Raw genomic sequence first — 14539 nt, 5'->3', positions numbered from 1 at the left:
TTTAAAACCAAATAAAATGAAATTTTCAAAAACTTTAATTACTGGATTGGTATTGATGGCTGGGGTAAGTGCTTTCGCTCAAAAGAAAGCTGAAAAGTTTGAAAAACTACAGATTGAAATGTTCCCAAAAGCTAAAGAAGGATACAAACAAGTATATATTCAGCTTCCTGTTGCAAAGAATGAAAGCGATTTAAAAGTAGAAGTTTTTGTTGGTGCTGAAAAAATGTTAGACTGCAACAATTACTCTTTAATGGGAGAAATGAAAAGCCAGGATCTTCAGGGATGGGGATACAACTATTATGAAGTAGAATCCAAAGGGGAAACGGCAGGAACATTAATGGCTTGCCCGGGACAGAAAATGACTAAAAAGTTTGTTACCCTTAAGCCGGAAATTGTAAGATACAACAGTAAACTGCCATTGGTATTTTATGTACCGAAAGACATAGAAGTTCGCTACAGAGTCTTAAGACCTGATAACACTATGAAAAAAGCAGTTCAGAAGTAAAATTTGCAAGCTTATTATAAACAGAAAACTCCTCACAGTGATGTGGGGAGTTTTCGCTTTTTAGAGAGAGTATATTATCTTTATTTTGGGCTATTAAGGAGAATTAAGAGAATGAAAATTTTGCTTTAAGCCAGGTCAGGAATTTTAAAAAGATTATGCCATCCAAACGTTGAACGTTTCTATATTCCAGCCACCAGGAGTTCTTTTGATAAGATAAGTGGTGCCAGTCATACTCCCCTCAATCATAAAAATGTAGGTGTCTCTCTCTTCATCACAGGGAAAGACTTTGCTATAGTAAGGATTAAAGTGATACATATAGCTGGTTTTTTGATACTCAGCAAATTCTTTCGGGGTTAAAAAAAGGATTTTTTCATCAATAGGCTCGAGCCTTTTCAGATTATCATTATCAGTCACAATAACTTTATAATCCAAAGAATATAGAAATTCTTTTTCTCTTTTTGGAAGCTCATTCCTCTGGGTTTTCAGATCTTCATCAAAGGTGGCTAAAGGAATGAAAAATTCTTCATGGGAAGGGTCGTTACTTTTCACAAAATCATAGTTACCATATATAATTCCTTTCAAAAGTTTAGTGAAATCATTTTCAGCAGTTGTATACTTGGGATTGTTGTCTTCTGCATCACTGATGCCATCTCCATCCGTATCTTTTGAATAAGGATTAGTGAAAAGCTTTTGGGTTTCTTCAATATCATTAATGCCATCTCCATCAGAGTCTTTTAAAATCTCAGCAAGATCAAGAGTGAGTAAAGCATTGTTTTTTACAACAGTATATTTAGGAGTTTCTCCGTAAACCAGATGTTTAGTCATTCGGGTTATATCTGCTTCAATCTGAATATGACTTTCGTCTTTCCATAATGGGTACTTGGAATTGGATTTTAAGAAATAATAATGATTGGCAACTAATCCCGTAAAATAATTCTGCCAGGTTTTGCCATTGTCTTTGGATATCTTTATATAATAATTTTTGGATAAAAAAGAATCAGTGGTATATAAAATAGCAATTGTCCCTTTAAATTTTTCCTTCTTAATAATAAGTGGGATAGGAATATCATTTACCTTTTTAGAAAACTCTTCCTGCATGATGGCATACAAGGCATCAATACTGTCCAATTGGAGATCCTTTATTCGCTGGTAAACAGGATCAATAATATTTTCTGATTTAGCAGCTGCCTTGATATATTTTACTGAAATATAGGTGAAGGGTGGGATGAGAGCATCTTCTTCCGTAACAGGCTGAAAAAATGGATGTGACTGAGAAAGGCTGTCTTTTAATTTTTCAAATTGAACACACTTGCAAGCCTTTGTTTCCTGAGAGGAAATGAAATGAAAGGACATTACTAAAAGTGGAGTTAAGATTTTTTTCAAGATTTTTTAGTTTTTAATTAACATTTAAACGGTTTTGATAAGACTTTATTTCAAAGACTTTTATACTTAAACAGATTTTAAACTTATTTTAAATTCAGGGTTTTGTTAAATTATCTTTGAGTATTTTAACAATTTTTGCATTATATTTGTTATAAACATAAACCATGAAAAACAATTTATTGATTTTTACGTTTAGTTTTTTTGCTTTTCCTGCTTTTGGCTGGGCACAGTCTGCGCCGGATTTTAAAGAACTTCTGGATAGTGCTATGGTTCGGGACTCGAATCTGAAAATGCAGATTACCCAAAACAAGCTTACCGATCTTGATGAACATAAATTAAAAGATATCTTTCTTCCTACTCTGGAATTAAGTGGTAAAGCAGGTTATCTTAACGGAACAGCAAGACTTACGTCACCGGAAATTAATCTCGCTCCCTTCATCAATATTCCGGAAGGTACTTTCAACAATAATTTCAATGTATCAGGGTTTTCAGGCGTTGCCAAGGCAGATGCCAAGATGCTGCTATACTCTGGAGGAAAGGTGAAATATCTGAAAAAAGCAGTGGAAGAGAAGAAGAAATCTGAAGAAGTACTGCTGGAAAAAACAAAAGATGAAGTGGTTGCCACTATTTCCAAAGCCTATGACCAGCTGGCATTGATCCATCAGTCTAAAAAGGTATTGGACGAAAGTAAAAAAAGACTGGACATCAACAAAAAAACAGCAGACAAAGCTTTAGGCTATGGTTTGATCACTCCTTACGATCACAAAAAAATTGAACTGGCTCAGGCTACTTTAAATGCAAAGATGGTAGAATATGAAGGGAAAAAGGAATTGCTTCTTACCCAACTTTATATTTTAACAGGAATCGACAGGGAACGTTTAAGAATGATAGACCCCGTACTATCTCCTGTAGAGCTTCTTGCTGCAGAAAAAGGAATAGAGCAGAGAGCTGAAGTTCGTGCCCTTGAGCATGGGATCAGTGCTGCAGATTATAAAATAAAAGCTGAAAAGACCTGGATGATTCCAAAAGTTCAGTTGATGGCCTCAGCTTATTACATCGGGTTATACGGAAACCGTATCAAAAGTTCTGAAAATGTAGTTCCTGCCGTTCCATTATTAGGATATGAAGGGAAAAAACTGGACTGGAGCCCAAACAATATCAATGTTTTTCCGTTGATTACAGCTGGTGTTGGATTTAAATGGGAAATTTTTGACGGAAAAGAAGGAAAGCATGCTGAAGAAACAGCAAAAGTTGGTAAAGAAGTATTGCAGAATCAAAAAGAAGATGCCCTGAAAAAGCTAACCCTGAATCTGGCCAATAACCAGACCAATTATGATATTGCTTCTGCTCAGATCACTTTAAAGGCTAAAGAAAAAGAATTGGCTAAAAATGCATTGGTACAGGCTGAAAAAGAATTCAGATATGGGATGAGCAAATCATCACAGCTTATCGATGCGGAAAATGACCTTGAAGCAGTAGAACTTGAATATCAGAATGCAATTTTCAACCAGAGAAGAGCAGGAATAGAACTGATGAGGTCTACTCAGGAACTGGATATCACCAGATTTTATTTAATCCCTTAAAAATTAAAATGATGCATAAAAATATATCTATACTCATTGCTTCTCTGTTTTTATTGGGAAGTTGCGATAAAAAGAACGAAAAGATAAAAGAACCTGAAGGAAAAACCAAAAAGGATGTGATCTCTTTTGCTCCGAAGGTTACCGGAAGAATCTTAAAAATATATGTCTCTGAAGGACAGTCTGTAAAAAAAGGAGATACCCTGGCCCAGCTTGATGTTCCCGAGGTTTCTGCAAAAATAGCACAGGCGCAGGGAGCCGTGAATGCTGCAACCGCTCAGGAGCAGATGGCAAAAAACGGAGCAACACCGGATCAGCTGAGACAGCTTCAGGCAAAGTATAAAGGATTAAAGGAGCAATATGAATTTGCACAGAAATCCTACAGAAGAGCCAATAATATGTTCCGGGACAGCCTGATGTCTCCGCAGGCACATGATGAAATTTATGCAAAGCTTCAGGGGGCAAAAGCACAGTATGATGCTGTAATAGCAGAACTGGATGATGTGAACAGAGGAACGCGTTTCGAAAAAGTAGAGATGGCGGCAGGGCAGGCTTCCCAGGCTAAAGGAGCTTTACAGGAAGCCAATGTAGCTTATTCTGAAAGATACGTTATTGCAACCAACGATATGGAAATTGAAACCATCAGTTTAAATACCGGAGAATTGGCAACAGCCGGATTTGCTTTGTTCAACGGATATATTCCTGAAAGTACTTATTTCAGATTCACCGTTCCTGAAAGTGCCATTTCAAAATACAAAAAAGGGCAGAACGTTACTATGCAGGTTGTTTACAATAAAGAAAATCTGGCAGGAACAGTTGTTTATATCAAACAGCTTACAAGATATGCAGATATCACTACTGCTTATCCGGATTACCAGTTGCAGGATGCGGTCTATGAGATCAAGGTGAAACCCACAGATATGAATAAAGCAAAAGGGCTCCTGGTGAATGCCAATGTGATCCTTAAATAATACGAAATAAAATATGACGGATGTTCCTCCTGTAAAAAGGCTCCGTCAGGTTATTTACAATTTTAAAATATACAGATGAAAGAATTTTTCCGTCTTTTAAAACGTGAGTTCAAACTTTTTATCAGCAATTCTACCTTAAGGACTGTGTTCTTTTTGGCACCGGTTTTTTATGCAACCTTGCTGGGGTTTGTCTATCAAAGCGGAAAAGTTGAAAATACACCTGTATTGGTTGTTGACAGAGACAATACGCCATTGTCCAGTCAGTTAACCGAAATGCTGGATGATAATAAAAGTATCAAAGTCATAAAATACCTGCAGGAACCTTTGAGTATAAAAGATGAGGTGATCCGTCATGAGGCGGCGGCAGTTGTTATTATCCCTTCCCGTTTTGAAGGAGATATGCTTCAGAAAAAATACCCTGAACTGAACGTATATGTAAATACCGGAAACGTTTTGACAGCAAACTTTGCTTCCAAAGCACTCCAGCTTACTATAGGAACATTCTCTGCCGGAGCATCCATCAAGGCTTTACAGAAAGCAGGAATGCCTGCAGCAAAGGCCGTTACACAATATGAGCCTTTTAAAACAAACTATATCACTCTTTTCAATACAACCAGTAACTACCTTATCTTTATGTGGCCGGCTATGTTGGCGGTAGTATTGCAGCAGGTAATTCTGTTGGCAATGGCAGTAAGTTTTGCAGCAGAATTCCAGAGAGGATCTTTCGTAAAAGAGTATGCGAAAATGAAAAAATGGGCATTTCCTACGATGTTGATTAAGGTTATTCCGATTTGGGTATTTTCCATTCTTATCGTGAGTGTCTATTATCTGATGCACATGATTTTCAAAGTACCGATGCCGGAAGGTATATTTAATTTTATTCTTCTGACAGCTGTTTTTGTAGGCTCGGTTTCTTTCCTTGGTGTGTTTATTAGTATATTGATCCCGGACGCTTTGAAAGCTACACAGATTCTTATGGTTATTGCTTCACCGGCATTTATTATCAGTGGTTTTACATGGCCTTTAAATGCAATGCCTGCCTTTGTACAGTTTATTGCGAATATTATTCCGCTCACTCCTTTTTTACAGGCATTTAAAATTCTGCTGATTCAGAAAGGATCTGTAGAGCTTACTTTCCCATATCTGGAGCACTTAAGTATTCTCTTAGTGGTTTATGCTATTATAGGATGGATTGCTTTAAAGATCAAACTTTGGTTTATATTCAAAAAACCGGTTCCGCAGGAAATTGAAGCGGAAGAAGCCTCGGAAGGCGAAAATGTATAATACACTGGAATTTTCAGATGCTCAAACTTAGAAAGCCACATCCCAAAACTCACAACAAAAATTCTTCCCACAATAAAAATCAAACAAAAAAACTGATATATTTGTCTGTAGTAAAAACAGATCGTATATGGAAAATGTATTTGACGCAAAAGATGCTCAAAACTATATTGATAGAATAAACAGACTGGTAGAAGATACTCATGGATTATGGGGAAAAATGACGGTGGATCAGATGTTGGCGCATTGTAGTGTAACCTATGAAATGATATATGAGCCTGAAAAACATAAAAAGCCGGGCGCTATTGCGAAGTTTATTTTAAAGACTTTTGTTAAGCCTAAAGTAGTAGGTGAAAAAGCATACCCAAGGGATTCCCCCACAGCTCCTCAGTTTTTGGTTACGGGAAGAAAGAACTTCGATGAAGAGAAAATTAGACTGATCGGTTTTATTCAGAAGACCCAGCAATTGGGAGCAGATGCTTTTGATGGTAAAGAGTCTTTTTCTTTTGGAAAATTAAATGCACAGGAATGGAATAATATGTTTGCAAAACATCTGAACCATCACCTGTCACAATTCGGAGTCTAAAAAATCACTGTATGAAAAAACTTTTATTGCTTTTCATCCTGGCTGCCAATTTTGTGTTGGCACAGATGCCGGATATTTCAAATACATGGCTGAATAACAGTAAACCTTATATCGGGACTATTGGAAATAAGGGACAGGAACTGAAACTTAAAATCAATACTGCTGAACAGAATAAAAAAAATGACCAGGAATATTTTGTTTCAGGATATTCTCTTGTGGACACCAATTATGCAAAATTTGAAGGAAAAATTACCATTTTAAAATATAAGGATGCCAAGAAACAAGGAACTGTGTTTGGTGAATATGAATTGTCTGAAGAGAATAAAGGAAAACATTCAGGAACCTTTAAAGGCCGATTCGTTTACAACTTTAAATGGAATAGAAAAACTGAAAAAGTAGAAGGGCAGTATATTGAACTGATTGGTGACTGGAAAAGCTATGACGGAAGTCTGGAGTTTAAAACCCGTTTAAAAAATCAGTAAAGCAAATTTGTCTTTAATCATATAAATATAATTTCTAAAAGGCTTAGTCCACAATCAATCTTAAAAATATGAAACTAGGAGCATTTTCAATCAGTCTAAGTGTAAAAGACCTTCAGAAGTCCAAAAATTTCTATGAAAAGCTGGGCTTCACAACTATGGCAGGAGCTACAGAGCAAAATTATCTGATCATGAAAAACGGATCCACTTTGATTGGGCTGTTCCAGGCAATGTTTGATGGGAATATGCTTACTTTCAATCCGGGATGGGATGAAAATGCCCAAAATCTTGAATCCTTTGACGATGTACGTGAAATCCAGAAGCGTTTGAAGGAAAATGGAGTAGAAATTGATAAAGAAGCTGATGAAACTACTTCAGGCCCTGAACATATGTACCTGAAAGATCCGGATGGAAATATGATCCTGATCGATCAGCATAGATAAACTTCAAAACAAATTAAAACTTAACTAAAAAACAATCATGGCAACAGTAAACGTTTATTTAACATTTAATGGAAACTGCAGAGAAGCATTCGATTTCTATAAGTCGGTTTTCGGAGGAGAATATCCTTATATCGGAACTTTTGGAGAAATGCCTCCAATGGAAGGAAAAGAGCTTCCGGAAGAAGATAAAAACAAAGTCATGCACGTTACCCTTCCTATTTCCAAAGAAACGGTATTAATGGGTAGTGATACAGGCGGAGAATGGGGATCCAACTTTAAAGAAGGAAACAATTACTCTATTTCTATTAATGCAGAATCCAAAGAAGAAGCAGAGAAATTATTCAATGGCCTTTCTGCAGATGGGCAGGTAACAATGCCGTTGGCTGATACTTTCTGGGGAGCTTACTTTGGAATGTTTACCGATAAATTCGGGATCAACTGGATGGTTAATTACGATGATCCTGCCAAAATGCAGCAACATCCGTAAGATTCATATTTTGTATATGAAATATAGTTATAAGTTACCGGCAGTCATACTGCCGGTTTTTTATTTGATGTTATATTTGCATCCCGAAAATTTTTAAATTTGAATAAGTATAATAATAATTAATTAAAATAACATGATGAAATTTACCATTGAAGAGATTAAAGCGGAGCATAAAAAAGTAAAAAGTGGAGCCGATTTCCCACACTATATAAAAGCTATTAAAAATCTAGGTGTCTCTCACTATACAGCCTATGTTGATGATGGAAACACAGAATATTCTGATAGTCATAATCAATCTGTCCATACAGGAGCTAAGTATGAGAAACTTATTGTTTCTGAAAAAATGAATCTTGAAAATTTTAAAATAAGATTAAAACTTCACCAGCAGGGAGGCACAGATTACATGACATTCTGTAAGGACTGTGCAGAAAATGGAATCGAAGGCTGGGTAATAAATCTGGGAGCAATGACCTGTACTTATTTTGATAAAGACCGAAAAGAAGTTCTGGTGGAACAGATTCCTGATTAAGACTAGATAAATTTGATAGGAGCCAGATTGAATGCTACCCAATATACAAATTCGATGGAATCAATCATAAAATATCGCTTGCTATTATTGATTTAAAATATTAATTTTGTTAAAACGATAGATAATAGTAATTGACAAACATGAGAAAGGTTTTTACGAAGTTGGCATTCACGGTATTGGGTTTGGGATCTGTTTTTACATTTGCACAGAAAAGTGATCTGGGTGCATGGTATATGTATTTTGGAAATAATAAAATCAGCAAAAAACTGAACTGGCACAATGAGGTACAATACAGAAACTTTGATGCCGTTGGTGATCTGGAGCAGCTTCTGATCCGTACCGGAATTGGGTATGATCTCACCGAAAACAATAATAACGTGTTATTGGGATATGGATTCATACTTAGCCAGCCATATGTAAACGGAGATAAAAAAGAAAATATAGAACACAGAATCTTCCAGCAGTACATTACCAAACAGAAGTTTGGACGTTTTAACCTTCAGCACCGCTACCGTTTGGAAGAACGTTTTCTGGAAGACGATTTTAGAATGAGATTCCGTTATATGCTAGGATTCAATATTCCGATCACTCAAAAGGAAATGCTGCCGAAAACATTATACGCATCCGTATATAATGAAATTTTCCTGCATTTCAACAGCCCGGTTTTTGATAGAAACAGAGTCTATGGAGCTTTAGGATACGTCATTAATAAAAATATGCGGATTGAAGCCGGATATATGAATCAGATTCAGGAAAACAGAAACAGAGGACAGATCCAGATTGGTTTTTATAACAATATCCCATTTACCAAAAACTGATTCTGACCTTTCTGCTGGATGCGCTGATGAAAACTATTAAATAATTAACACACAAAAATAACACATAATGCATTCAGGAAAAAGATTTGGAGCGCGTGAGTTCATCAGTTGGACACGACGCAGTATTTATGCCTTAATTGTATTGGCTGCCATTCCTACGATTCTTTATTTCTTAGGTTGGAAATTTCTTTCTGTGCCCTGGCAACCCATTGCAATCATGGGAACAGCAGTTGCCTTTATCGTTGGGTTCAAAAATAACGCCAGTTACAGCAGGCTTTGGGAGGCAAGACAGATTTACGGAGCTATTATTAATGATAGCAGAAGCTTTGGGTATATCTTAAGGGATGCTCTTATTTCAAAAGATTCAGGTAAAGTAAAAACGATGTTCCTGCGTCACTATGCATGGCTGACGGCGCTAAGATTCCAGCTTAGAGAGCCAAGGATTTGGGAGAATACAGGATCAGCACAGTTTGATGAATATGCTAAAAAATATGATATCCCGGAACGGCTTTCAAAACTGGATGATGAACTGAAGAAATACCTTTCAGAAACAGAACTTCAATATATCCTGAGTAAGAAAAACAGGGCAACACAATTGATGGCCGGTCAAAGTAAAGAATTGTCTGAAGCTTATGAAAAAGGAGAAATCAATGATTTCCAATGGACACAGATCAACCAGCAATTGGTGAAATTTACAGATAGTCAGGGAAAAGCAGAAAGAATCAAGAACTTTCCCTATCCAAGAAATTTTTCTTCTATCACAACCTATCTTTTGTTGTTGTTCATTGTATTTGTTCCTTTCGGATTACTAAAAGAATTTGATAAACTGGGAGAAAACTCTATGGTGGAAGGATGGACAATTTGGTTCAATATTCCTTTCTCATTACTGGTAACATGGTGTTTCCATACATTGGATAGTGTAGGAGAGGCATCAGTAAATCCTTTTGAAGGAAGTGCCAATGATGTTCCCATTACCCAGATCAGCCGTACTATAGAAATCGATATGAGAGATATGCTGGACGAAACTGATCTTCCGCCTGCGATCACTCCGAAAAATAATATTGTACTTTAAAAAGATTAGGAAATCCGCATTATCTGGAAAATCTGCGTGAGGAAAAAATCAAACGGATAAATTTAAAAAATCCATTAGGTTTAAATAAAGAAGCATTTCTTAACAAAAAATAATACTTAAAAAAACTAACTCAAAATGATTCACAGCTATGTTATAATATCTATTGTAGTCTTACTGTCTGTAATGATATTGGTAATGATAGGACAAAAACTGAAAGTAGCATATCCTATTTTTCTTGTGATTGCGGGATTACTCATCAGTTTTGTTCCGGGAATGCCCCGGATAGAAATAGAACCTGATCTTGTATTCCTTATTTTTCTTCCTCCTATTTTATTTGAAGCCGCATGGTTTACTTCATGGCAGGATTTTCATAAATGGAAAAAACAGATCTTTTCCATGGCATTCGGATTGGTGTTTTTAACGTCAGTTGTTGTTGCTTATCTTTCATCTTCAATTATTCCGGGACTTACCATAGCGATGGGCTTCCTGTTGGGAGGAGTAAATTCTCCACCGGATGCTGTAGCCGCAACTTCAGTATTGAAGCATATGAAGATTCCAAAAAAAATTACCAGTATTCTGGAAGGAGAAAGCCTGATCAATGATGCATCCAGTTTAATTGTATTTAAATTTGCCCTTGCAGCCGTCATTTCAGGGCAGTTTATCTGGAGAGATGCTGTTCAGGATTTCTTTACTATGGCCATTGGGGGAATTGCAATGGGTGTTGCAATAGGTTTTCTGTTTGGAGCATTGTTGAGAATTATTCCTACAAATTCCAATATTGATACTGTTATCACGCTTATTGTTCCTTACATCATGTATGTGGGAGCAGAGCACTTTCATTTTTCAGGAGTATTGGCCGTTGTTGCCGGCGGACTATTGATGTCTTATAATTCACACTGTTACCTAAGTCATACCTCAAGAATTCAGTCCGGAAATGTATGGAGTGTTTTAATATTTTTGATGAATACCATTATTTTTATCCTGATCGGCCTTGAACTGCCTATTGTTGTAGAAGGATTAACAGATTATACTGTTTCAGAAGGGATTTTCTACAGTGTAGTGATCGGTGGTGCCATAATCGGAACTAGAATTATCTATAGCTATGCACTTATGTATTTCCCAAGAGTCTGCTCCAAAGAATTAAGGTTAAAAGTTCCGAAACCCGATTGGCGTGAACCCTTTATCATCAGTTTTGCAGCAATGAGGGGAGTTGTTTCATTAGCCGCTGCATTGTCTATCCCTGCATTTTTACCTAATGGAGAAGCTTTTCCACATCGAAACATTATTTTATTCGTAACCTTTGTTATCATATTAATTACGTTGGTTGGCCAGGGATTATTGCTTAGTCCAATCCTGAAATTATTGAATATACAGGATGCAGGAAGTGAATTACCGGAAGAAAAACAGGAGGTAATCCTGATGAAAAAACTTAAAGAAACCGCTTTACATAAACTTGATAATGACTTTTCTGAACTGGCAGTAACCAACAGCCTTGTTCGTCATCAAAAGCATAAACTGGAAAATGAAATGATGCTGATGGCTGATAAAGCTCAGTGTATGGCTTCTACCGGAGATTATGTAACTGCAATCAATGAGAATAAAGATGTATTGCGTTAGGTTATTCAGGCCCAGAGAAATGAGTTGCATAGAATGAAAAAAGAAAAAATATTCGATGATCATGTGATGAGAACCATTGAAATGCAGCTGGATTTTGACGAAGCAAAGATTACCGGATTTTCCCACTGATAATATAAAATATTTACGATAAAGTAAATATAAAACCACAAAAGTCACAAAAGGATTTAAGCTAGGTTTAAAATTAAGGTTAACTTGCATAAGGTTCACAAAGTGAAAATTCACAGATTTCTGAAATTTCAGTGTTCTTTTCAATGGCAAGAATATTAACTTTAAAATAACTTAAGTGTTAAGATTCTTTTGTGACTTTTGTGGTTAAAATAATTGAGTTAAATTTTAGTAATATGAACACACCAATCACCGTTCAGTACAAGATCAATGTTCCAATCGAAAAAGTTTGGACAGCATTGACGGATAAGAATGAAATGAAATCCTGGTATTTTGATATTCAGGATTTTGAACCGGAATTAGGAAATGTGTTTAATTTCTACGAACCGGGAGGTGAAAATAAATACCATCATCAGGGCGAAATTCTGGAAATTATTTCCCATAAAAAATTAAAACATACCTGGGCTTATCCTGATTTCTCAGATCAGAAAACAACAGTAATATGGGAGCTGCAATCCGAAGATAATGGAACTCTGGTTACATTAACCCATGAGGGAATTGAAAACTTCAAAGACCTTGGAGAAGGCTTTTCAAGAAAGAATTTTACCGGAGGCTGGAATGCTATTTTAGGTCAGAGTTTAAAAGAATATTTAGAAAAATAAAACATGATAGAATTACAGCCATTCAGTATTGTTGATGCGCCAGTATTAATTTCAAAAATTAAAGATAAAAGATCTCTACTCCAGTTTGCAGGACCTATGTATCGTTTTCCTTTGACTGAAGGTCAGCTTGAAATGGATTTGTCTGATGAAAACCGAACCTTATTCAAAGTAGTGGATGTGAAGCATCAGAATACAATAGGTCATGCTCAGATATTTTTAAAAGAAAAGACTTTTTTGCTGGGAAGAATCCTGATCTGGGACGAGAATAACCGTGGAAAAGGCTATGGTAAAAAGGTAATGCAGGAACTTTTGAAATACGGATTCAGCCATTTAAACAGAGAGCTGGCAGAACTGAATGTATACGACTGGAATACCGGAGCGATTGAATGCTATAAAAAAGTAGGATTTACCATTGATCCGGATATTAGAAATGAAGCTAAAATTGATGATGAAATCTGGGTTTCTCTCAATATGAAAATTCACAGAGAAACATTTGAAATATAAAAAATCATGAGCAGATTTACCGGACTTCGTCCTATGCTTTGGACTGAAAATTTAGAGGAAAGCATAGGGTTTTATATTCATATTCTCGGTTTTGAGCTATTAGACAGAAACGATGAGTGGCATTGGGCTTCGCTTCAGAAAGACGATGTGTATATCATGCTTGCTTTGCCCAACAAACATGAAAACCCGGTCACAGTCGGTTTTACCGGATCATTTTATTTTAATGTAAATAAAGTGGATGAATTATGGGAAAACCTTAAAACAAAGGCCCGAATCTGTTATGAAATTGAAACGTTTGAATGGGGGATGAGAGAATTCGCAGTATATGATAACAACGGATATATCCTACAATTTGGCGAACCTGTGGATAATATTGGCAATACGGAATAAAATTTGCTATTTTTGGGGAAATATTTAGAAAGTCAATGAAAAAAAATATAATAGCGGGTTTCGCAGCAATCTTACTACTGGCATCTTGTAATAAGGATAAGGAGATTCTTAACACATTAAATACATACAATAATTCTATGGAAGCAAAGGGATATCATTTCGGTGATAAGTTACAGCTTCCAAAAGAAGTGACAGAAAATGCAGAAAGTGTAAGCATCAGCTTTGGAGATAAAGAAACTACAGACTTAACTATCGACCCTAAGTTTTTTACATTAGGCGATAACGCTGTTACTTTTAACATCAAAACCAAAGGCGGAGAAACATTGAACCAGGATGCAACCATCAATGTGTTTGCAAAAAGTCCTGAAAAAAATATTGCTTACCAGATTGTAGCAGAATATCCTCATGATCCTAAAAACTTTGTACAGGGATTCCAGGCTGAAGGAAATACCATTTATGAAAGTGACGGTCAGAACGGATCTTCACAAATTCTTAAATATACATTAGGAACAACTACACCACTTGCTTCTACTAAGCAGGCTCCGGAAGATTTCTCAGAGGGAAGTACCATTGTGGGAGATAAAGTGTATCAGCTGACATGGCAAAGTAAGAAAGGCTATATTTATGATAAAAGCTCTCTGAAATTACTTTCAGAATTTGCGTATCCAAATGTATTGGGTGAAGGCTGGGGATTAACGTATGACGGGAAAAGCCTGATTGCATCAGACGGAAGTAAACTTTTATATTTCCTTGATCCGAATGATCCTTCAAAACTGATTAAATATATTGCTGTGGCAGGAAGTTCACAGGCATATGATCAGTTGAATGAACTGGAATATCACAACGGATTCCTTTATGCTAATGTATGGCAAAAACCAATCATCCTGAAAATCAATCCTGCTACCGGAGAAGTAGTAGGTACATTTGATTTTACCGAAATTGCAAAGCAAAACACCAAAGGAAGTGATGACGTATTGAACGGAATTGCCTTCAAAGGAGAAAATATGCTAGTCACAGGAAAGAACTGGCCGAAAATTTATGAAGTTGTTATTAAATAAGAAAAATTGATAACAATTTCTATCCGAATAAAATAAAGTATGTAAATT

The 14539-nt window shown here is 36.2% G+C and carries 17 protein-coding genes; 16 read left to right on the top strand and 1 reads right to left on the bottom strand.

What is annotated here, in order from left to right; genetic code table 11:
* Positions 1–16 precede the first annotated feature (16 nt).
* A complete protein-coding gene (gene eco / locus M2372_RS01320) occupies positions 17–505 on the top strand; it encodes a serine protease inhibitor ecotin (protein ID WP_115971305.1) in 489 nt (162 codons plus the stop codon).
* A 153-nt stretch (positions 506–658) separates the two neighbouring features.
* Here eco and M2372_RS01315 read toward each other — a convergent pair whose 3' ends face one another.
* The gene (locus M2372_RS01315; RefSeq protein ID WP_148060732.1) at positions 659–1888 is read right to left on the bottom strand and encodes a hypothetical protein; all 1230 of its coding nucleotides are present in this window, start codon (positions 1886–1888) and stop codon (positions 659–661) included.
* Positions 1889–2052: 164 nt separating this feature from the next.
* On the opposite strand from M2372_RS01315, the gene M2372_RS01310 reads away from it, so the two are divergent.
* The 15 genes from M2372_RS01310 to M2372_RS01240 all read left to right on the top strand — a co-directional run bounded on the left by M2372_RS01310 (position 2053) and on the right by M2372_RS01240 (position 14491).
* Entirely contained in the window at positions 2053–3471 is a 1419-nt protein-coding gene (locus tag M2372_RS01310) for a TolC family protein (protein ID WP_123318695.1), read from the top strand.
* Between the two features lie 11 nt (positions 3472–3482).
* The gene (locus M2372_RS01305; protein WP_115971411.1) at positions 3483–4439 is read left to right on the top strand and encodes an HlyD family secretion protein; all 957 of its coding nucleotides are present in this window, start codon (positions 3483–3485) and stop codon (positions 4437–4439) included.
* 75 nt (positions 4440–4514) lie between these two features.
* On the top strand, positions 4515–5723 hold the full coding sequence (locus tag M2372_RS01300) for an ABC transporter permease (protein WP_115971303.1): 1209 nt from the start codon (positions 4515–4517) through the stop codon (positions 5721–5723).
* A gap of 127 nt (positions 5724–5850) precedes the next feature.
* The gene (locus M2372_RS01295; protein WP_115971302.1) at positions 5851–6306 is read left to right on the top strand and encodes a DUF1569 domain-containing protein; all 456 of its coding nucleotides are present in this window, start codon (positions 5851–5853) and stop codon (positions 6304–6306) included.
* Positions 6307–6317: 11 nt separating this feature from the next.
* Entirely contained in the window at positions 6318–6788 is a 471-nt protein-coding gene (locus M2372_RS01290) for a hypothetical protein (protein WP_123318696.1), read from the top strand.
* 68 nt (positions 6789–6856) lie between these two features.
* Positions 6857–7228, top strand: coding sequence for a VOC family protein (locus tag M2372_RS01285; protein ID WP_123318697.1), 372 nt, complete (start codon positions 6857–6859; stop codon positions 7226–7228).
* Between the two features lie 37 nt (positions 7229–7265).
* Positions 7266–7715 carry a VOC family protein gene (locus tag M2372_RS01280; protein ID WP_123318698.1) on the top strand — a complete coding sequence of 150 codons (450 nt, stop codon included), beginning with the start codon at positions 7266–7268 and terminating at the stop codon, positions 7713–7715.
* A gap of 133 nt (positions 7716–7848) precedes the next feature.
* Entirely contained in the window at positions 7849–8244 is a 396-nt protein-coding gene (locus M2372_RS01275) for a DUF1398 domain-containing protein (protein ID WP_228438683.1), read from the top strand.
* Positions 8245–8384: 140 nt separating this feature from the next.
* Entirely contained in the window at positions 8385–9062 is a 678-nt protein-coding gene (locus M2372_RS01270) for a DUF2490 domain-containing protein (RefSeq protein WP_123318699.1), read from the top strand.
* Positions 9063–9129: 67 nt separating this feature from the next.
* The gene (locus M2372_RS01265) at positions 9130–10134 is read left to right on the top strand and encodes a bestrophin family protein (RefSeq protein ID WP_115971297.1); all 1005 of its coding nucleotides are present in this window, start codon (positions 9130–9132) and stop codon (positions 10132–10134) included.
* Positions 10135–10269: 135 nt separating this feature from the next.
* On the top strand, positions 10270–11751 hold the full coding sequence (locus M2372_RS01260; protein WP_228455659.1) for a Na+/H+ antiporter: 1482 nt from the start codon (positions 10270–10272) through the stop codon (positions 11749–11751).
* A gap of 362 nt (positions 11752–12113) precedes the next feature.
* Entirely contained in the window at positions 12114–12539 is a 426-nt protein-coding gene (locus M2372_RS01255; protein ID WP_123318700.1) for an SRPBCC domain-containing protein, read from the top strand.
* 3 nt (positions 12540–12542) lie between these two features.
* A complete protein-coding gene (locus tag M2372_RS01250; RefSeq protein WP_123318701.1) occupies positions 12543–13043 on the top strand; it encodes a GNAT family N-acetyltransferase in 501 nt (166 codons plus the stop codon).
* 6 nt (positions 13044–13049) lie between these two features.
* On the top strand, positions 13050–13433 hold the full coding sequence (locus tag M2372_RS01245) for a VOC family protein (RefSeq protein ID WP_123318702.1): 384 nt from the start codon (positions 13050–13052) through the stop codon (positions 13431–13433).
* Positions 13434–13468: 35 nt separating this feature from the next.
* Entirely contained in the window at positions 13469–14491 is a 1023-nt protein-coding gene (locus M2372_RS01240) for a glutaminyl-peptide cyclotransferase (protein ID WP_123318703.1), read from the top strand.
* Positions 14492–14539: the final 48 nt, after the last annotated feature.

This window comes from Chryseobacterium sp. BIGb0232, assembly GCF_024810195.1.
GTDB lineage: Bacteria > Bacteroidota > Bacteroidia > Flavobacteriales > Weeksellaceae > Chryseobacterium > Chryseobacterium pennae.
Note: the sequence above shows the minus strand (reverse complement) of the source record. Positions and strands in the feature narration are given on the sequence as shown.